Origin of the sequence: Burkholderia sp. AU16741, from assembly GCF_002223345.1 — a bacterium.
Classification (GTDB): domain Bacteria; phylum Pseudomonadota; class Gammaproteobacteria; order Burkholderiales; family Burkholderiaceae; genus Burkholderia; species Burkholderia sola.
On record NZ_NKEZ01000003.1, the window covers coordinates 1,721,713 to 1,741,660 of the forward strand.

Below are 19,948 nucleotides of genomic sequence, written 5' to 3' on the forward strand. Positions count from 1 at the left end.
GCTCAAAAACGTCTTGAACGGGCTTCGTTCTGGCGGAGCGGACGGGACTCGAACCCGCGACCCCCGGCGTGACAGGCCGGTATTCTAACCGACTGAACTACCGCTCCAGCTTTCTTACCCAACCTGCAGGACGTCGGTTACGTTCCTGCAAGCCTTGCGACACTTCTACGAAACGCCGCTGAATTTGGCGTCCCCTAGGGGATTCGAACCCCTGTACTCACCGTGAAAGGGTGATGTCCTAGGCCTCTAGACGAAGGGGACAAAATCTTTTCAGATTTGTCTGACTTTCGCTATTTACTTTCAGTCAACAGCGAAGGCCGAAATTCTAACTGCTTTGAATCATTTTGTGAAGCATTTATTACTACCGCTGCTTCGCAAATCAATCCAGCTTGTTCTGTTGGTGGAGGTAAGCGGGATCGAACCGCTGACCTCTTGCATGCCATGCAAGCGCTCTCCCAGCTGAGCTATACCCCCTTGCAGAACAGAAATGAGATTATATGGACCGATTTCGAACTTGTAAATACCCTTTTTACGATTCGCGCGAAATTTTTTGCGAAGCCGCCGCGCGCTCATGCGCGGCGGCTTCGCTCTCGCCCATACGTCAGGCCAGCGCGGCCTCGATACGCGATACCACGACGTCGCGACCGAACAGCACGAGCACCGCATCGATCGACGGCGTGTGCGTCGTGCCCGCCACCAGCAGACGCACCGGCATCGCGAGCTGCGGCATCTTCAGCTTGTGCGTGGCGAGCGTCGCCTTCAACGCCGCGGACACCGCCTCCTTCGTCCAGTCGGCCGCCTTCAGCGCGGCGACGAGATCGGCCAGCGCCGGCCGCACCGCATCGGTCACGTGCTGCGCGAGCGCATCGGCGTCGGGCGCCGGCACACGGTAGAACATCGCTGCGCCTTCCGCGATCTCCTTGACCGTCGTCGCACGATCCTTCATCAGGCCGACCACCGCGTCGAGCGCGGGGCCCGTCGCGATCGCCGCGTCGTCGATGCCGAGCGCATCGAGGAACGGTTTCGCGAGCGCCGCGAGGCGCGCGTTGTCGGCTTCCTTGATGTAATGCGCGTTCAGCCAGCTCAGCTTGCTGTGGTCGTACTGCGCCGGCGACTTGCCGAGATGCTCGAGGTCGAACCATTCGACGAACTGCTCGCGCGAGAAGATCTCGGCGTCGCCGTGCGACCAGCCGAGGCGCGCGAGATAATTGACGACGGCCTCCGGCAGGAAGCCCGCGTCGCGGTACGCCATCACGCTCATCGCGCCATGCCGCTTGCTCATCTTCTCGCCCTGCTCGTTCAGCACGGTCGGCAGGTGCGCATAGACGGGCGGCTCGCCGCCGAGTGCGTTCAGGATGTTGATCTGGCGCGGCGTGTTGTTCACGTGGTCGTCGCCGCGGATCACGTGCGTGATGCCCATGTCCATGTCGTCCACCACCACGCAGAAGTTGTAGATCGGCGTGCCGTCCGGGCGCGCGATCACGAGGTCGTCGAGCTCCTCGTTCGAGATCTCGACACGCCCCTTCACCGCGTCGTCCCACACGACCGTGCCCGTCAGCGGATTGCGGAAACGCAGCACCGGCTTCACGCCGGCCGGCGGCTCCGGCAGCACCTTGCCGGGCTCCGGGCGCCACGTGCCGTCGTAGCGCGGCTTCAGGCCGGCTTCGCGCTGGCGTTCGCGCAACGCGTCGAGTTCCTCGGCCGACATGTAGCACGGGTATGCGAGGCCCTTCTCGAGCATCTGCGCGAGCACTTCGCGATAGCGGTCCATCCGCTGCATCTGGTAGATCGGGCCTTCGTCGAAATCCAGCCCGAGCCATTGCATCCCTTCGAGGATCGCATCGACCGCTTCCTGCGACGAGCGCTCGACGTCGGTATCCTCGATGCGCAGCACGAACGTGCCTTTCATCTTGCGGGCGAACGCCCACGGATACAGTGCGGAGCGGATGTTGCCGAGGTGGATGAAGCCGGTGGGACTCGGCGCGAAGCGGGTACGGACAGGACGGGTCATAAACGGTAACTCGAACGCCTGGGGCGCATGAATGATTCGACGCGGGACGACGGCAGCCCGGACAGCAACGGAGCCGGCGACGCCCGGAACGGGAAAGAAGCCGGAATTATACTCGCGCCGGACATCGCGCCAAGCGCACCGCTTGCTTTATGATGTGCGCGCCGCGGCCGCCAGCCGGTGCGGCGCCGGCCGCGCGGAACCCACCGCGCGCCCTCGGAAACCATCGCAGCCGCGCGGGCCGTGTGACCCGCCGCCAAGCCGCCGGAGAACCATCGATGTCGTCCCCTCGCCTGTCGCGCCGCCACTTCACGATCGCGTGCGCGTCCGCCAGCCTCGCCGCCTGCACCTCCTTCGGCGACAAGTCCCGTCCCGGCACGGCCCTGCCGCAGGAGAAGCCCGTCAAGATCGGCGTCGCGCTCGGCGGCGGCGCCGCGCGCGGCTTCTCGCACATCGGCGTGCTGAAGGCGCTCGAGGCGCGCGGCATTCCGATCGAGATCGTCGCCGGGACGAGCGCAGGCTCGGTGGTTGGCGCGCTCTACGCGTCGGGCATGAACGCGCTGCAGATCAACAGGATCGCCCTCGACATGGACGAGGCGGCGATCAGCGACTGGGCGCTGCCGTTCCGCTCGCGCGGCCTGCTGCAAGGCGTCGCGCTGCAGAACTTCCTGAACAAGACGCTCAACAACCGGCCGATCGAGAAGATGGCGAAGCCGCTCGGCATCGTCGCGACGGACCTGCAAAGCGGCCAGCCGATCCTGTTCCAGCAAGGCAACACGGGGCTCGCGGTGCGCGCGTCGTGCAGCGTGCCGTCGGTGTTCGAGCCGGTGAAGATCGGCACGCGCGAATATGTGGACGGCGGCCTGGTGAGCCCGGTGCCGGCGTCGTTTGCGCGCAAGATGGGCGCGAGCTTCGTGATCGCGGTCGACATCTCGGCCAGGCCGGACGGCGCGGCGACCAACAACCCGATCGAGATGCTGCTGCAGACCTTCACGATCATGGGCCAGACGATCAAGACCTACGAGCTCGCCAAGTACGCGGACGTCGTGATTCGCCCGAACCTCGCGGCGATGGGCGGCAGCGACTTCAACCAGCGCAACGCGGCGATCCTCGCGGGCGAGGAAGCGGTCGCGCGCATCATGCCGGAACTGCAGCGCAAGCTCGCGGCGGCGCGCGGCGTGACGGCCGCCGCGTAAGCCGCGACGGGCGGGAGGCCGCGCCACGGGCCGCCGCCCGGCGGCCGACGGAACGACTTCCGCCTCGCCTTTGGCGCCGCTCCAAAAGCAAAAAACCCTGCCGCCTTTCGGTGACAGGGTTTTTTATCGTCCGGCCTGATCGACCGGCAAACGTCAGTTGTTGCCGTTCGCCGAATCGTCGCCGATCGTCGCGCGCACGCGGCGCAGGTCTTCCGGCTTCATCGGCGGGAATTCCGATTCGATCCGGCGCGCGCCGGTGAAACGCTTTTCCCAGTAGCCGCTGTCGAGATCGTCGACGCGGACGGTGCTGCCCGTCGACGGCGAATGCACGAACTTGTTGTCGCCGATGTAGATGCCGACGTGCGAGAACGTGCGGCGCATCGTGTTGAAGAACACGAGATCGCCCGGCTTCAGGTTGCTCATGCTCACTTTCTCGCCGACGCGGCTCATCTCTTCCGCGCGACGCGGCAGCGACATGCCGAGCGTGTCCTGGAACACGTAGCGCACGAAGCCGCTGCAGTCGAGGCCCGAATCCGGCGAGTTGCCGCCCCAGCGATACCGCACGCCGATCATGTTCAGCGCGCCGACGACCACGTCGCCTGCCTTGCCCGCCATGCCGGCAAGGAACGACTTCGCGCCGCCGCTCGACGGCTGCGCGCTGGTCTGCTGGAGGGAGGAACCCGACCCGAACTGAGTCGAATTGGTGACATTCTGGTTAAAACTGCTGACTTCGTCGGCGAACGCGCCGGGTGCTGCTGCGAACAGGGCGCCGATGAACAGCCCGGCGATGGTGCGCGCGCATGCCTGGGTCAGGGATCGATGCTGCATTGGTCGATGGAATGTGCTTAAAAATCAGCTGATTGGCGGAAAATTTCGGTCGATACTAGCCAGCGCGTAATCGTTTGTCAAAACAAATTAATAAATACAATCGAGATGGTCAGACCATTGGACCCCTATCACGCTTTCCAGACGGCTTTCAACAGCTTTTGTGTGTAAGGATGTGACGGTCTGCCGAAGATGTCGGCGACCTCCCCCGACTCGACGACGGCGCCGTCCTGCATCACCGCGACGCGGTGCGCCATCGCGCCGATCACCTCCAGGTCGTGGCTGATGAACACGTAGCCCAGGTTGTATTTCTGTTGCAAATTCGCAAGCAGCTTCAGCACCTGCTGCTGGATCGACACGTCGAGCGCGGACGTCGGCTCGTCGAGGATCAGGATGCGGGGCTCCAGCACCAGCGCCCGCGCGATCGCGATCCGCTGGCGCTGGCCGCCCGAGAATTCGTGCGGATAACGGTGCAGCACCGTGCGGTCGAGGCCGACTTCGCGCAGCACCGCGAGCGACTTCGCGCGGCGCGCGTCGGGCGTCATGTCCGGGCGATGCAGCTCGAGCCCCTCGCCCACGATCCGCTCGATCGTGTGACGCGGCGAAAGCGAGCTGAACGGATCCTGAAAGACCACCTGCATGTTCGAGCGCAACGCGGCCTGTTCGCGGCCGCGATAGGTCGACAGCGCACGTCCCTGGAATTCGATCTCGCCGCCGGCCGTCTTCTGCAGCCCGAGCAGCGCCATCGCGAGCGTGGATTTCCCCGATCCCGATTCGCCGACGATGCCGAGCGTTTCGCCCTGCCGCACCGACACCGACACGTCGGCCACGGCCGTCACCGGCACCGTGCCGAACCAGCCCGCGAAGCCCGGCCGCTTGCGCGCGAACTGCACGCTGACGTGGCGCGCGTCGAGCACGACCGGCGCGATCGGCATCACCGGCGTGACCGCGCGCTGCGGCCGGCTGTTCAGCAGCCGCTGCGTATACGGATGCTCGGGCGCCGCGAAGATCCGCTCGACCGGCCCGCTCTCGACGAGCCGGCCATGCTCCATCACCGCGACGCGCTGCGCGAAGTGCCGCACGAGATTCAGGTCGTGCGTGATCAGCAGGATCGCCATCCCGCGCTTTTCCGCCTCCTCGCGCTGCAGCGCCAGCAGCAGGTCGACGATCTGCGCGCGGATCGTCACGTCGAGCGCGGTGGTCGGCTCGTCGGCGAGCAGCAGGCGCGGCCGGCACGCGAGCGCCATCGCGATCATCGCGCGCTGCCGCTGGCCGCCCGACAACTGGTGCGGGTAGCTGTCGACGCGTTTCTCGGGCTCCGCGATGCCGGTGCGCGCGAGCAACGCGATCGCCCGCTTGCGCGCCTCGACGGCCGACACGCCGTCGTGCAGCACGATCGTCTCGCCGATCTGCACGCCGATCGTATACAGCGGGTTGAGCGCCGTCATCGGCTCCTGGAAGATCATCGCGATGTCCGAGCCGCGCAGCCCGCGCATCTCGCGCTCGCTCTTGGCCGCCAGATCCTGGCCCGCGAAGCGGATCGCGCCGCTTACTTCGGCGTCGCGCAGCAACCGCAGGATCGACAGCGCGGTCACGCTCTTGCCCGACCCCGACTCGCCGACGAGCGCGACCCGCTCGCCGCGCCCGATCGCGAGCGTCACGTCGTCCACCGCGACCGTGTCGCCGAAACGCACGTGCAGATGCTCGAGCGACAGCAGCGGCTCGTCCGCCTTCGATACGATGGCGTCGCTCATCGCTGGCCTCCGGCCGCGCGCACCGAATCGGCGATCCGCGTGTCGAGCGCGTTGCGCAACGCATCGCCCATGAAGGTCAGCAGCAGCAGCGTCGCGACCAGCACGCCGAACGTCGACAGCGAGATCCACCACGCGTCGAGGTTGCCCTTGCCCTGCGCGAGCAGCTCGCCGAGACTCGGCGTCGGCGGCGGCACGCCGAGCCCGAGGAAATCGAGGCTGGTGAGCGCGAGGATCGAGCCGCTCATCCGGAACGGCAGGAACGTGATCACCGGCGTGAGGCTGTTCGGCAGCACGTGGCGCCAGATGATCTGCCAGTTCGTCAGCCCCATCGCGCGGGCCGCGCGCACGTAATCCTGCGTGCGGTTGCGCAGGAACTCGGCACGCACGTAGTCGGCGAGCCCGATCCACCCGAACAGCGACAGCAGCACGATCAGCAGCAGGAAGCTCGGCTCGAAGATCGACGCGAAGATGATCAGCAGGTACAGCTCGGGCAGCGAACTCCAGATCTCGATCAGTCGCTGCCCGACGATGTCGATGCGCCCGCCGAAAAAGCCTTGCACCGCGCCTGCGGCGATCCCGAGCAGCGTGCCGATCACGGTCAGGATCAGCCCGAACTCGACCGAGATGCGGAACCCGTACACGAGCCGCGCGAGCAGGTCGCGGCCCTGCGCGTCGGTGCCGAGCCAGTTCTCGCGCGACGGCGGCGCCGGGTTCGGCACGTTCGAGAAGTAGTTCAGCGTGTCGTAGTAATAGCGGTTCGGCGGATAGACGACGAAGTTGCCGGGCGCCTCGAGCCGCTTGCGCACATACGGATCGAGATAGTCGGCCGACGTCGGGAAATCGCCGCCGAAGGTCGTCTCCGGGTACGCATGGAACATCGGGAAATAGGTCTGGCCGTCGTAGCGCACGACGAGCGGCTTGTCGTTCGACCACAGCGGCGCCGCGAGGCTCGCGGCGAAGACGACGACGAAGATCACGAAGCTCCAGTAACCGAGGCGCTGCCGCCTGAAGCGCTGCCACACGCGGCGGGCCGGCGACGGCGACACGCGCGCGCGCGCCGCGTCGATGCGGGGGGATGCGACGGCCCGGTTCATCGCGCGCCTCGCCCGCTGGCGCCGGGCATGCGAATGGCTCGTTTCATGTCAGCGCTCCAGGTTGTCGAATTGAATGCGCGGATCGACCCACACATAGCAAAGATCGGAAATCAGCTTGGTCGCGAGCCCGATCAGCGTGAACAGGTACAGCGTGCCGAGCACGACCGGGTAGTCGCGCCGCACGACCGATTCGTACGACAGCAGCCCGAGCCCGTCGAGCGAGAACAGCGTCTCGATCAGCAGGCTGCCGGTGAAGAACGCGCCGATGAACGCGGCCGGGAAGCCGACGATCAGCGGCAGCATCGCATTGCGGAACACGTGCTTCCACAGCACGCTGCGCTCGGAGAGCCCCTTCGCGCGCGCGGTCAGCACGTATTGCCGGCGGATCTGGTCGAGGAACGCGTTCTTCGTGAGCATCGTGACGACCGCGAAGCTGCCGACGACCGACGCGGTGATCGGCAGCGCGATGTGCCACAGATAGTCGAGCACCTTGCCGACGAGCGACAACTGCGCGAAGTTGTCCGACGTGAGGCCGCGCAGCGGAAAGAGCTGCCAGAACGAGCCGCCGCCGAACAGCACGAGCAGCAGCACGCCGAGCACGAAACCGGGAATCGCATAGCCGACCAGCACGACGAGGCTCGTCGCGACGTCGAACGGCGAACCGTTGCGCACGGCCTTCGCGATGCCGAGCGGCACCGAGATCAGATACGTGAGGAAGAACGTCCACAGCCCGATGCTGATCGACACGGGCAGCTTCTGCACGACGAGCGACCACACGCTCTGGTGGCGAAAGTAGCTTTCGCCGAGATCGAAGCGCGCGAAGCGCTCGAGCATCAGCCAGTAGCGTTCGAGCGGCGGCTTGTCGAAACCGTACAGCGCCTTGAGCTGCGCGAGCTGCTGCGCGTCGACGCCGGTGTGCGCGCGCATCCCGAACGGCGTCGCGCCCTGCTCCGTCGCGCCCTTGCGCAACTCCTGCACGGCCTGCTCGACCGGGCCGCCCGGCACGAACTGGATCACCGCGAACGTGAGCGTCAGCACGCCGACGAGCGTCGGGATCATCAACAGCAGGCGTTTGAGGATGTAGCTCCACATAGGGCGTCGACTCGTGATCGGTGGCGGGTTGGATGAGGGGCCGGCGCGGCTCAGTGATCGGGCTTCGCCCACCAGGTCGACACGACCCAGCCCTCGGCCGAATAGTACAGCGGCAGCGTCCGCGGATAGGCCAGCGTGTGCCGGTACGCGATCCGGTGCGTCGTGCTGTACCACTGCGGCACCGCGTAGTAGCCGTGCATCAGCACGCGGTCGAGCGCGTGCGTCGCATCGAGCAGTTCCTCGCGCGTCTGCGCGGCGCCGAGCGCGTGCAGCAACGCGTCGACGGCCGGCGATTTCAATCCGATGACGTTGTCGGAACCCGGCTCGTCGGCGAACTTGCTCGCGTAACGCGAATACTGCTCGGAGCCCGGCACCTGCACGCCCGGCAGGCGGATCGTCGTCATGTCGTAGTCGAACGCGTCGAGGCGCTTCTGCAGCAGCGCGAAATCCGCCGTGCGAAAGCGTGCGTCGATGCCGAGCTTCGCGAGATTGCGCTGGTAGGCCGTCACGATCCCTTCCATCGCGGCGCCCGAATCGTCGAGGATCTCGAACGTGAACGGCTCGCCCTTCGCGTTGCGCAGCGCACCATCGCGATAGGTCCAGCCGGCCTGCGCGAGCAGCGCGCGCGCCTTCAGCAGATTCGCGCGCAGCGAGCCCGGCGGATTCGTGCTCGGCTGCGTGACCATCGGGCCGAACACCGCAGGATCGAGCTGCGCACGCAGCGGCTCCAGCAGCTTCAGCTCGCCCGCGCCCGGCGTACCGGTCGCCTGCAGGTCGGTGTCGGCGAAATAACTGTTGAGGCGCGTGTAGGCGCCGTAGAACAACTGGCGGTTCAGCCATTCGAAGTCGAACGCGAGGTCGAGCGCCTGACGCACGCGCACGTCCCGGAACAGCGGTCGGCGCAGGTTCATGAAGAAGCCTTGCATGCCGGCGCCGTTATGCTGGCGGAATTCGCGCTTGACGAGCTCGCCGCTGTCGAACCGCTTGCCGACGTCGCGCCGCGTCCAGTTGCGCGCGATGTACTCGACGAGCACGTCGTATTCGCCGGCCTTGAACGCTTCGAGCCGCGCGACGCCGTCGCCGTACAGCTTGTAGACGATCCGTTCGAAATTGTTGGTGCCGATCCGCACCGGCAGGTCGGCGCCCCAGTACGCGGGGTTGCGCCGGTAGGTGATCGTGCGGCCGTTGTCGTAATGGTCGATCACGTACGGGCCGCTGCCGATCGGCTGCTCGAACGCGAGCTGGTCGAACGGGATGCGCGAGCCGTCCGCGCGCAATCCCCACTTGCGCGAGAACACCGGCACGCCGCCGGCGATCAGCGGCAACTCGCGGTTCGCGCTGTGGAATTCGAAGCGCACGGTCGCGGGATCGACCACCACGGCCTTCGTGATTTCGGCGAAGTACGCGCCGAACTGCGGTGCGGCCTGCTTGCTCTTCAACGTGTCGAACGAAAACTTGACGTCGTCGGCCGTGACGCGATCGCCGTTCGAGAAGCGCGCGCGCGGATTCAGGTGGAACGTGACCGAACGGCGGTCCGGCGCGACGTCGATGTCGTCGGCCAGCAGCCCGTATGCGGACGCCGGTTCGTCGGAGCTGCCGGTCGCGAGGCTCTCGAACAGCATGTCGATGCCGGGCGCGGGGTTGCCGCGCATCGTGAACGGGTTGAACTTGTCGAACGACGTCAGCCGGTTCGGATTCGCGAGCACGAGCGTGCCGCCCTTCGGCGCGTCGGAATTCACGTAGTCGAAATGCTTGAAGCCCGGCGGATACTTCGGCTCGCCGTACTGCGCAATGGCGTAGGCCGCGTGCGCGGCCGGCGCCGCGTGCAGCGCCAGCACCGCGGCCACGCGGCCGGCGGCCCGCAGCGCGCCGAGGCGGGCGCGCGCGGCGGCGGCCCGGGGCGAACCCTTCGTCATAGAGGCCCTGTGGTCGAATGAGGGTAGTAACGTGGAGCGATTCTACCCATTCAACCCGTCGAGCCAAAAGAAAACCGCCACGCGGGCGGTTTCCTCACGAGCAGTTATCGCGCGCGGCGAGCACGCGCGGCCGGTGGATCAGCGCCAGCCGTTGTGGCGGCCGTGGTCCCAGTGACCGCGATCGCCCCAGCCGCGACCATGGTGGCGATACCACTCGTCGCGGCCCCAGTAGCGGCGGCCGTCCCAGTAGCGGTCGCCGTGCCAGCCGATCACGATCGCCGGCGCCGGCCCATACACGGGCGCCGGTGCGTAGACAGGCGCCGGCTGGTAGACGACCGGCGGAGGCGGAGGCGCATACACGGGCGCGGGCGCGACGTAGACCGGCGCCGGCACGCCGACGTTGATCCCGACATTGACTCCCGCCATTGCTGCGCCCGACACGAGCAAGGCCGTCATACCGGTCAAGAGCGAGGCAACACGCAAAGTCTTCATGGATTCCTCTTCTGGTTGTGTCATGTGTGATTGGACTATAGCGGCAAGCGACCGCCCCGCATATTTCAAGTTTGTAAGAACTGATGCGCGGCATCGCAACGGGAAGCCCGCGCTAACGTCTTGTAACAATCGGCGCCCCTGCGCCCCCGCGCCCGGCCCCTCCTTTCTCGAAACGCCTTTCATCCCGTGCCGCGGCCCGCGTCAAGCGGCGCGGCGCCCGTGTCGAACCGGAAGCCGAATCGCGCAACCGTTTCGATCCGCGCGGAAAACGCATGCGCGGCCAGCTTGCGCCGCAATCGTACGACGAGCGCATTGACCGTTTCGGGTTCGATGTCCGCATCGCCCCACGCATAGCGGAGCACGGCGTCACGCCCAACCGGCCGCCCCGCTTCGCGCAGCAGGCATTCGACCACGCGAAATTCCCGTGCGCTGAGCGCGAGCCGCCGGCCGCGCTCGTCGAGGGCGCGCGTCGCCGTGTCGAGCCGGATCGATTCCCGCATCGCGACGACGCCCGCGCGACGCCACAGCGCGCGCAGCCGCTCGTGCAATTCGACGAACGAGCACGGATGGGCCAGGCAGATGTCGCAGCCTGCGTTCAGTATCCGCGCACGCTCGGCGGAGGTGGTGCCGGCGACGATCGCGGCAATCGTCGCGCTGCCGGCCGACGCGGCGAGTCGCGGCAATTCGTCGAGAATCGCCGGCGCGGACGCGCCCTCGGTCGCGACGATCACGATCGCGTCGAACCGGTCCTGCGTCGCCGCGAAACAGCCGTCGCGCCATTCGTCGACGCGCTCGACGCCGTGCATGCTTTCCCGAAACGCCTTGTCGAGCCGCGACGCGTCCGGCGTCGGCGGCGCGATCAGCAGGATGCGCATCGCTCGGCCTCCTCCGTCACGCGAGCGAACGCGGCCAGCATTCGACCGTGATCGCCGCACCGGCCGGCTGCGCATCGCCGATCCGCAGCGCGAAATCGTGCACGCGCATCACCGCCGACACGATGCTCAACCCGAGCCCCGAGCCGTTCACGTGACGCGTGCGCTCGCCGCGATAGAAGCGCTCGAGCACCGCATTGCGCTCGCCGGGCGGGATGCCGGGCCCGGTGTCCTCGAACCGGACGAGCGGGCCATGCGACGCCGTCTGGAGCACGACGCGCACGCGGCCGCCGGGCGGCGTGAACTTGATCGCGTTGTCCGCGAGATTGCTGAACGCCTCGAACAGCAACGCGCGGTCGCCATGAATGCCGTCGACCGCGGCCGCATCGAGTTCGAACGACACGTCGACCGCCTCGGCCAGCGGCTCGTAAAGCTCGCACACGTCGCGCAGCAGGGCCGCGACGTCGACCGCGGCGAAACCGCCGCGCCGGCTCAGCGTGCCGATCTCGGAGATGCGCAGCATCGCGCGAAAACGTTCGAGCAGCCGGTCGGTCTCGTCGCGCGCCGACGCCAGCAGCGCCGCCGACGCGGGTTCGTGTGCGCAGAACGGCTGGTCGGCCAGCCGCGCCAGCATCCGATGCACGCGTGCGAGCGGCGTGCGCAGGTCGTGCGCGATCCCGTCGCAGGCATGGCGCACCTCGCCCATCAGCCGCTCGACTTCGTCGAGCATGTGGTTCACGAGATGCGCGAGCAGATCAAGCTCGTCGTAGCGGCCGACCGGCAACCGCTTGCCGAGATCACCCTCGGCGATCTGCCGCGTGACGCGCCGGATCTCGGCGACGCGGCGCATCTGCCGCATGCCGAGCATGCTGCCGCCCGCGACGCCCGCGATCAGGATCATCACGCCGCCGATCACGAGCCCGCGAATCGCGACGTCGCGGATCTGGATGAAGTGCGACAGATCGCGCGCGACGACCAGCGTCATCCCGTTGTCGCGGTGCACGGCCATCGCGCGCGTGATCGGCGACGATTGGCCGTCGAGCGGCGCGAGCGTGCGGTTCAGCGTCTGACCGTGGCGATCGGCACGCAACGCGGGCGGCGTCGCGATGTCGCCGGCCACGCGACGGCCGCCCGCATCGAACAGCCCGTAGAAATTCGTATGCATGTGCTCGTGCTCGAGCCGCCGATGGATCGCGAGCGGCAGCTCGGCATCGGGAATCGAATCGAAATAGATCAGTTGCCACGCGAGCACTTCGTCGGTGTCGCGTGTCATCGCGTGCGTCGCGGCCACGCTGATCACGCCCGCGAGCAACAGCAGCGACACCGAGAAGATCGCCGCGTACGCGCACAGCCAGCGAAACGTCGTCGTATGCCAGCGGCGCGTGAAGTTCGCCGCACGGGCCGCGTCCATCCGTGCCTCCGTCAAGCGAGCATGTAGCCCGACCCGCGCACCGTCTGGATCATCGGGTTCGCGCCGGGCGGATCGATCTTCCTGCGCAGCCGTCCCATGTGAACGTCGATCAGGTTGGTGCCGGGATCGAAGTGATAGCCCCACACGGCCTCGAACAGCATCGTGCGCGTGATCGTCTGTCCTGCGTTGCGCATCATGAATTCGAGCACGCGGAACTCGGTCGGCAGCAGCGGAATCTCGTCGGCGCCGCGGCGCGCGCAGCGCGAAATGAGGTCGAGCTCGAGCGCGCCGACCTTCAGCAGCGTCTGCTGCGGCACGCCCGATGCCTGCCGGCGGCGCAGCAGCACTTCGATGCGCGCGCTCAGTTCGCCGGAATCGAACGGCTTCGTCAGGTAATCGTCGCCGCCCGCACGCAGGCCGCGAATGCGCTCGTCGACGTCGCCGAGCGCGCTCAGCATCAGCACCGGCGTATCGATGCCGACCGTGCGCATCGCGGTCACGATCGCGAGACCGTCCGCCCCCGGCAGCATCCGGTCGAGCGTGATCGCGTCGTACGATGCGCTCATCGCACGCATCATCCCTTCGCGGCCGTTGTCGATCCAGTCGACCTCGAAGCCGCGTGCGGTCAGCTCGCCGACGATTTCGTTCGCGGTCACCGCATCGTCCTCGACCGTCAGTACTCGCATCGTTGCCCTCGCAATGAACGTCAAGACGGGCGCGCACGATGCGCCCGCCACTATCGTAGGCGCTGCGATCGCCGCGCGGCGCCAGATGAAAATAGCTTCATCCCGCGTCGCGGCACGCCCCTGTGAAACATGTTTCATCCGTGCGTCGGCCGCGCCGCGGCCGCGGCCGCCTACGCTGACGTCATGCGGCATCGGGCCGCGAAACCAGGAGTTATCGGATGAAACTGTCGACCACCGTCGCCTGCATGCTGCTCGCATGCGCGAGCACCGCCGCATTCGCGGGGCCGCACCTCACCCCGCAGGAATGCAATGCGTACCCGTTCGTGCACACAGGCCGAGACGTCACGCGTGCGGACCTCGTGCGCGAGCTGACCGAACTCGAACAGGTCGGCTACGATCCCGCCCATGCCAGCCCGTACTACCCCGACGATCTCGACGGCGCGAAGCATCGGCTCGCCGCCGAGTACCGCGCCGACTGCACGCATGCGCTGACGGCGGACGCCGGCGCGCGGCACTGACCGCACCGCCCTGCACAACGCAGCAGCGGGAAAAAACGAAAAGGCGGCACGTGCCGCCTTTTCTTCATGAGCGCGCAGCGAGGTGACCCCGCTGCGCCGCGCCGCCGCTCAACGCGACATCATGTTCATGCTCACGTTGTGCATCACCCACAGCGTGCCGACGATCAGGATCGCGGCGGTCAGCACCGTATAGCTGAACGCCATCACGTTCCAGCGCTGGCCCGACGAGCCGTTCATGTGCAGGAAGTACACGAGGTGCACGACGATCTGCACGAACGCGAGCACGGCGAGCCCGATCAGCGAAGCATGCGGCGACAGCACGCCGCCCATCACGAGGCCGAACGACGCGGCCGTGAGCAGCACCGACAGGATGAAACCGGCGACGTAGCCGCCGACACTGCCGTGCCCTTCTTCGAGTTGAGACGAATGCGAATGGGCCATTTAGATCACGCTCGCGAGATAGACAAAGGAAAACACGCAGATCCACACGATATCGAGGAAGTGCCAGAACAGGCTCAGGCACGTCAGGCGTCGCAGGTCGCGATCGGTCAGGTCGCCGCCGCGCAACACGATCTGCGCGGCCAGCACGATCATCCACAACAGGCCTGCCGTCACGTGCAGCCCGTGCGTGCCGACCAGCGTGAAGAACGCCGACAGGAACGCGCTGCGCTGCGGGCCCGCGCCTTCCGCGATCAGGTGCGAGAACTCGCGCAGTTCCATCGCGAGAAACGCCGCGCCGAGCACGAACGTCACCGCGAGCCACGCGAGCAGCGCACCGCGCCGCTGCTGGTACGCCGCGAGCATCGCGAAACCGTACGTGATGCTCGACAGCAGCAGCGCGGCGGTTTCCACCGCGACGCCCGGAATGTCGAACAGCTCTTTCGCGGTCTGCCCGCCCGCGTACTGGTGGCCGAGCACCGCGAACGTCGCGAACAGCGCCGCGAAGATCACGCAGTCGGTCATCAGGTACAGCCAGAAACCGAACACCGAATGCGACGGCGGATGGTCGTCGTGTTCGAGCAGGGTCGCGCTCAAGGTTTTCTGCAACATCAGTTGGCCTCCAGTTCCACGCCGTCGACGCGCGCGGCCGTGCGCTTCGTCGGCTGCTTGTCTTCGGTCTTGCGCACCGTCGACGCGGGGATGTAATAGCCGTCGTTATCGCGCGAGCTGTAGATCACGAGCGTCGCGATGATCCCGACGAGCCCGCCGATCGCCATCCACCAGATGTGCCACACCAGCGCGAAGCCGAGCACCAGGCTGAAGACGGCGATCACGAGGCCCGCACAGGTATTCGACGGCATGTGGATGTCGCGAATCGCTGCCGGATTCGGCCGGCCTTCGCCGCGCGCCTTCATGTCCGCATACGCATCGAGCGTGCGCACCTGCGGGATCACTGCGAAGTTGTAGTCGGCCGGCGGCGACGACGTCGCCCACTCCAGCGTGCGGCCGCCCCACGGGTCGCCCGTCGTGTCGCGGTACTCGGGCAGATGGCGGTTGCGGATGCTGACCACCAGCTGCAGCAGCTGGCACGCGATGCCGATCGCGATCAGCACGGCGCCGAACGCGGCGACCAGCAGCCACGGATGCCAGGCCGGGTTGTCGTAGTGGTTCAGGCGGCGCGTCATGCCCATGAAGCCGAGCACGTAGAGCGGCACGAACGCGACGTAGAAGCCGATCTGCCAGAACCAGAACGCGGCCTTGCCGAGCGTCTCGTTCAGCTTGAAGCCGAACGCTTTCGGGAACCAGTAGTTGAAGCCCGCGAGATAGCCGAACAGCACGCCGCCGATGATCACGTTGTGGAAGTGCGCGATCAGGAACAGGCTGTTGTGCAGCACGAAGTCCGCGCCGGGAATCGCCATCATCACGCCGGTCATGCCGCCGAGCGTGAACGTGACCATGAAGCCGATCGTCCACAGCACGGGCGTCGTGAATTCGATCCGGCCGCGGTACATCGTGAACAGCCAGTTGAACACCTTCACGCCGGTCGGAATCGCGATGATCATCGTCATGATCCCGAAGAACGCGTTCACGTTCGCGCCCGAGCCCATCGTGAAGAAGTGATGCAGCCACACGAGGAACGACAGCACCATGATCGCGCAGGTCGCGTACACCATCGTCTTGTAGCCGAACAGCGGCTTCTTCGCGAACGTCGCGATGACTTCCGAGAAGATCCCGAACGCCGGCAGGATCAGGATGTACACCTCCGGATGGCCCCACGCCCAGATCAGGTTCAGGTACAGCATCGCGTTGCCGCCGGCGTCGTTCGTGAAGAAGTGCATGCCGAGGTAACGGTCGAGGCCGAGCAGCGCGAGCGTCGCGGTCAGGATCGGGAACGACGCCATGATCAGCACGTTCGTGCAGAGCGCCGTCCACGTGAACACCGGCATCTTCATCAGCGTCATGCCGGGTGCGCGCATCTTGACGATCGTCACGAAGAAGTTCACGCCGGTCAGCAGCGTGCCGACGCCGGAGATCTGCAGCGCCCACAGGTAGTAGTCGACCCCCACCCCCGGACTGAACTGCAGCTCCGACAGCGGCGGATACGCGAGCCAGCCCGTCTGCGCGAATTCGCCGATCACGAGCGACACGTTGATCAGGATCGCGCTGACCGCCGTCATCCAGAACGACAGCGAGTTGATGAACGGGAACGCGACGTCGCGCGCGCCGATCTGCAGCGGCACGATCAGGTTCATCAGGCCGACCATGAACACCATCGCCATGAAGAAGATCATGATCACGCCGTGTGCCGTGAAGACCTGGTCATAGTGGTGCGGCGGCAGGTAGCCGGGCCCGTTGTACGCGAGCGCGAGCTGCATGCGCATCATGATCGCGTCGGCGAAGCCGCGCAGCAGCATGATCAGCGCGACGATGATGTACATCACGCCGAGTCTCTTGTGGTCGACCGTGGTCAGCCATTCCGTCCACAGCCATTTCCAGCGGCCGGTGATCGTCAGCGCGGCGAGAATGCCCAGCACGACCAGCCCCATGAAGGCGCCGGCCCCCATGATGATGGGCTGATCGAACGGGATCGCCGAAAGTGTGAGTTTGCCGAACATGCGTTACCCCTTCGTGCCGCAGGCGGCGTCCTTCAGGTCGAGGACGTGGCCATCGTTGTATTTCGCGATGATGTTGTGGAAGAGCCGCGGATCGACCGACGAGAAGTAGCGCACCGGCGCCTTCTCGCTCGGCTGCGCGACGGTGCCGTACACGGTCGCGTCGAGCCGGTCCGGCGACGCCTTCACCTTCCGCACCCAAGCATCGAACTGCTCGCGCGGCTCGGCGAGCGTGCGGAACTTCATGTCGGAGAAGCCGCGGCCGCTGAAGTTGGCAGACGTGCCCGCGTAATTGCCGGGCTCGTCGGCGATCAGGTGCAGGCGCGTCTGCATGCCGGCCATCGCGTAGACCTGGCCGCCGAGCTGCGGGATGAAGAACGAATTCATCACCGAATCCGACGTGATGCGGAAATTCACCGGCGTGCCGACCGGAATCGCGAGCTGGTTCACCGACGCGATGCCGAGTTCCGGATAGATGAACAGCCACTTCCAGTCGAGCGCGACCACCTCGACGTCGATCGGCTTCACCGCCGATTCGAGCGGCTTGTACGGATCGAGCTCGTGCGTGGTCTTCCACGTGAGCACGCCGAGGAACAGGATGATCAGCGTCGGTACCGTCCAGATCACGACCTCGATCGCGGTCGAGTGCGACCAGTTCGGCGCGTAGGCGGCATTGCGGTTCGACGCGCGGTAACGCCACGCGAACCCTAGCGTCAGCAGGATCACGGGCACGACGACGATCAGCATCGCCCACGTGGACGTCGCGATCAGCGCCTTTTCGGCCGCACCCACGCTTCCTTTCGGATTTAGTACATCTAAGTTACAACCTGACAGGCTCAAAGCCGCGCCGATTGACATCAGCGCCGACCAGCCTCTTGATGCTCTTCTTTTCATCACACAGCCCGAGGGTCATTGAATCCGTTTGCGTTTGCCCGATGCGCATTCGATTCACGAAATGGGCCGAATCATACGTCGCGCGAGTGCGATGAAAAACCTGTGCATACGGCAAATCATCATTGCAAAATCTGCCGTGAGTCACATTGTCGCGGGGCAATTTCACGCAGCCGGAAGCGGGCCCGGCACTCGCCATGCCGGGCTTTGGATCGATGCGCGCGCAACCATGCGCGCCGCGCGATGCGGCGGGCTTGCCTGGCGTGGCGCGGCGCGGTGAGCCGCGATCAGTCGTGCGTCGAAGCCATGTACGACGGCAACGCCGGCGCGGGGCCATCCGCCGCGGGCACCTTCGAATGGCTCGCTTCCTGGATCAGCTTGCCGACGGTCGGGTCGATCGCATCGGTGAACGGCTTCGGATCGATGCCGACCGCCAGCACGATCAATGCGAGCGACGCGAACACCACGATCTCGCGGCGGTTCAGGTCGGCGAGCTTCGCGATCCGCTGGCTCGCGACCTTGCCGAACACGACGCGCTTGAGCATCCACAGCGTGTACGACGCGCTGAGGATCAGCGTGAGCGCCGCGATCGCGCCGATCCAGAAGTTGAAGCGGATCGCGCCCATGATGACCATGAACTCGCCGACGAACCCGGACGTGCCCGGCAGGCCGACGTTGGCCATCGCGAACAGCAGCGTGAAGGTCGCGAAACGCGGCATCACGCCTGCCACACCGCCGTATGCGGCGATCTCGCGCTGCCGGGTGCGATCCACGAGCACGTTCACGCACAACAGCATCGCGCCCGCCACGAAGCCATACGACACGAGCTGCACGATCGCGCCTTCGACGGCGATCCGGTTGAACAGGAACAGCCCGAGCGTGACGATCCCCATGTGCGCGACCGTCGAATACGCGAGCAACTTGCCGAGATCGGTCTGCGCGAGCGCGATCAGGCTCGCGTAGACGATCGCGAACAGCGACAGCGCGATCACGGCCGGCGCGAAGAAGTGGCTGGCGTCGGGCGTGATCGGCAACGCGAAGCGCAGGAACCCGTAGCCGCCGAGCTTCAGCATCGCGAGCATCAGCGCGGCGCCCGTCGGGCCGTCCGTGTACACGTCGCTCAGCCACGTGTGGACCGGCCACATCGGCACCTTGACCGCGAACGCGGCGAAAAAGCCGAGGAACACCAGCAACTGCGGCGCGAAGCCGAGCTGCAGCGTGCGCCACACGGCCATGTCGAACGTATGCGACTGCGCGTACAGGTACAGCATCGCCATCAGCAGCAACAGCGAGCCGGCGAACGAAATGAAGAAGAACTTCACGGCCGCATATACGCGGCGCTCGCGCCCCCACGTGCCGATCAGCAGGTACAACGGGATCAGCGTCGCCTCGAAGAAGATGAAGAACAGCAGCCCGTCCTGCGCGACGAACACGCCGACCATCAGCCCCGACAGGATCAGGAACGACGCGTAGTACTGCGCGACGCGCACCGTGACCGATTCCCACGACGCCACCACCACCACGAGCGTCGTGAACGCGGTCAGCACGACGAGCCACAGCGACGCGCCGTCGATGCCGACCCGCCATCCGGCATTGAATGCCGCGAGCCAATCGCGTCTTTCGACGAACTGCATCGCCGCCGAATGCGCGTCGAAACCGGCCATCAGCGGAACGACGGCCGCCAGCCCGGCAAGCGCGCCGACCAGCGCGATCAGTCGTATCCGGCGCAAATGCTGGTCGGAACCGGCGCGCAGCAGGCCCGCGCCGAACAGTATCGGAACCCAGATGGCCAGGCTCAGGAAGGGGAAATCATGCATGTCAACAAGGCCTAGAGGAGGTCGCGCCTTGCATCGGGGACAGGCGCGACGAAAGGAACGAAATCAAATCGACAGGTAGATTTCGTGAATCGCCAATGTTGGCTAAATGTAAAGCGGCATCACCGGAAAACTTGATGCCGCTCAAACGCGATCGGGTTAACGAGCATAAGACGATTGATTATTTTTTGCAGCGCAGCAGCGCACTGTTTTTTGGTGTCGGCGTAGTTCGTTGATTTACTTGAGTAATTTTTTGTATTGCTCGATGCGATCCGCCGCGAGAATAGATGCAGCGCCGCATTTTTGACACCAACCACTCATTTCGA

General features: G+C 66.0%; 17 protein-coding genes and 3 tRNA genes. 2 read left to right on the forward strand and 18 right to left on the reverse strand.

Annotated elements, in window-relative coordinates:
- Positions 1-30 precede the first annotated feature (30 nt).
- The 4 genes from CFB89_RS10425 to gltX all read right to left on the reverse strand — a co-directional run bounded on the left by CFB89_RS10425 (position 31) and on the right by gltX (position 2,011).
- Positions 31-107, reverse strand: a tRNA-Asp gene (locus CFB89_RS10425).
- Positions 108-185: 78 nt separating this feature from the next.
- Positions 186-261, reverse strand: a tRNA-Glu gene (locus tag CFB89_RS10430).
- Positions 262-398: 137 nt separating this feature from the next.
- Positions 399-474 (reverse strand) — tRNA-Ala (locus CFB89_RS10435).
- A gap of 127 nt (positions 475-601) precedes the next feature.
- A complete protein-coding gene (gltX, locus tag CFB89_RS10440; protein ID WP_089467756.1) occupies positions 602-2,011 on the reverse strand; it encodes a glutamate--tRNA ligase in 1,410 nt (469 codons plus the stop codon).
- A 275-nt stretch (positions 2,012-2,286) separates the two neighbouring features.
- Here gltX and CFB89_RS10445 point away from each other — a divergent pair, with 275 nt between their 5' ends.
- Entirely contained in the window at positions 2,287-3,204 is a 918-nt protein-coding gene (locus CFB89_RS10445; protein WP_089467757.1) for a patatin-like phospholipase family protein, read from the forward strand.
- Positions 3,205-3,357: 153 nt separating this feature from the next.
- On the opposite strand, the gene CFB89_RS10450 is transcribed toward CFB89_RS10445, so the two are convergent.
- The 9 genes from CFB89_RS10450 to CFB89_RS10490 form a co-directional block, all read right to left on the reverse strand.
- Positions 3,358-4,032 (reverse strand): C40 family peptidase, encoded by a 675-nt coding sequence (locus tag CFB89_RS10450; RefSeq protein ID WP_089467758.1) that lies wholly within the window; start codon positions 4,030-4,032, stop codon positions 3,358-3,360.
- A gap of 128 nt (positions 4,033-4,160) precedes the next feature.
- Positions 4,161-5,783 carry an ABC transporter ATP-binding protein gene (locus CFB89_RS10455; RefSeq protein WP_089467759.1) on the reverse strand — a complete coding sequence of 541 codons (1,623 nt, stop codon included), beginning with the start codon at positions 5,781-5,783 and terminating at the stop codon, positions 4,161-4,163.
- Positions 5,780-6,877 carry an ABC transporter permease gene (locus CFB89_RS10460; RefSeq protein ID WP_089467760.1) on the reverse strand — a complete coding sequence of 366 codons (1,098 nt, stop codon included), beginning with the start codon at positions 6,875-6,877 and terminating at the stop codon, positions 5,780-5,782. The genes CFB89_RS10455 and CFB89_RS10460 overlap by 4 nt, the downstream gene beginning before the upstream one ends.
- Before the next feature lie 48 nt (positions 6,878-6,925).
- Positions 6,926-7,969, reverse strand: a complete 1,044-nt coding sequence (locus CFB89_RS10465; protein ID WP_089467761.1) for a microcin C ABC transporter permease YejB — start codon at positions 7,967-7,969, stop codon at positions 6,926-6,928.
- A 50-nt stretch (positions 7,970-8,019) separates the two neighbouring features.
- The gene (locus CFB89_RS10470) at positions 8,020-9,885 is read right to left on the reverse strand and encodes an extracellular solute-binding protein (RefSeq protein ID WP_089467762.1); all 1,866 of its coding nucleotides are present in this window, start codon (positions 9,883-9,885) and stop codon (positions 8,020-8,022) included.
- 138 nt (positions 9,886-10,023) lie between these two features.
- Positions 10,024-10,377, reverse strand: coding sequence for a hypothetical protein (locus tag CFB89_RS10475; protein WP_059643983.1), 354 nt, complete (start codon positions 10,375-10,377; stop codon positions 10,024-10,026).
- Between the two features lie 179 nt (positions 10,378-10,556).
- Complete coding sequence (locus CFB89_RS10480; RefSeq protein ID WP_089467763.1) at positions 10,557-11,252, reverse strand: winged helix-turn-helix domain-containing protein; 696 nt, start codon at positions 11,250-11,252, stop codon at positions 10,557-10,559.
- Positions 11,253-11,268: 16 nt separating this feature from the next.
- Positions 11,269-12,660 (reverse strand): HAMP domain-containing sensor histidine kinase, encoded by a 1,392-nt coding sequence (locus CFB89_RS10485; protein WP_089467764.1) that lies wholly within the window; start codon positions 12,658-12,660, stop codon positions 11,269-11,271.
- An 11-nt stretch (positions 12,661-12,671) separates the two neighbouring features.
- A complete protein-coding gene (locus CFB89_RS10490; RefSeq protein WP_089467765.1) occupies positions 12,672-13,346 on the reverse strand; it encodes a response regulator transcription factor in 675 nt (224 codons plus the stop codon).
- A gap of 218 nt (positions 13,347-13,564) precedes the next feature.
- On the opposite strand from CFB89_RS10490, the gene CFB89_RS10495 reads away from it, so the two are divergent.
- Positions 13,565-13,864: a DUF4148 domain-containing protein gene (locus CFB89_RS10495; protein ID WP_089467766.1), complete on the forward strand. Its 300-nt coding sequence runs from the start codon at positions 13,565-13,567 to the stop codon at positions 13,862-13,864.
- Positions 13,865-13,972: 108 nt separating this feature from the next.
- On the opposite strand, the gene cyoD is transcribed toward CFB89_RS10495, so the two are convergent.
- From cyoD to CFB89_RS10525, 5 genes are all read right to left on the reverse strand, one after another.
- The gene (cyoD, locus tag CFB89_RS10500; RefSeq protein WP_059573658.1) at positions 13,973-14,305 is read right to left on the reverse strand and encodes a cytochrome o ubiquinol oxidase subunit IV; all 333 of its coding nucleotides are present in this window, start codon (positions 14,303-14,305) and stop codon (positions 13,973-13,975) included.
- Entirely contained in the window at positions 14,306-14,914 is a 609-nt protein-coding gene (cyoC, locus tag CFB89_RS10505) for a cytochrome o ubiquinol oxidase subunit III (RefSeq protein ID WP_089467767.1), read from the reverse strand.
- Complete coding sequence (gene cyoB, locus CFB89_RS10510) at positions 14,914-16,920, reverse strand: cytochrome o ubiquinol oxidase subunit I (RefSeq protein WP_089467768.1); 2,007 nt, start codon at positions 16,918-16,920, stop codon at positions 14,914-14,916. Before cyoB ends, cyoC begins: the two co-directional genes overlap by 1 nt.
- Before the next feature lie 3 nt (positions 16,921-16,923).
- The gene (gene cyoA, locus CFB89_RS10515; RefSeq protein WP_089467769.1) at positions 16,924-17,811 is read right to left on the reverse strand and encodes a ubiquinol oxidase subunit II; all 888 of its coding nucleotides are present in this window, start codon (positions 17,809-17,811) and stop codon (positions 16,924-16,926) included.
- A gap of 284 nt (positions 17,812-18,095) precedes the next feature.
- Positions 18,096-19,625 (reverse strand): NuoM family protein, encoded by a 1,530-nt coding sequence (locus CFB89_RS10525; RefSeq protein WP_089467771.1) that lies wholly within the window; start codon positions 19,623-19,625, stop codon positions 18,096-18,098.
- Positions 19,626-19,948: the final 323 nt, after the last annotated feature.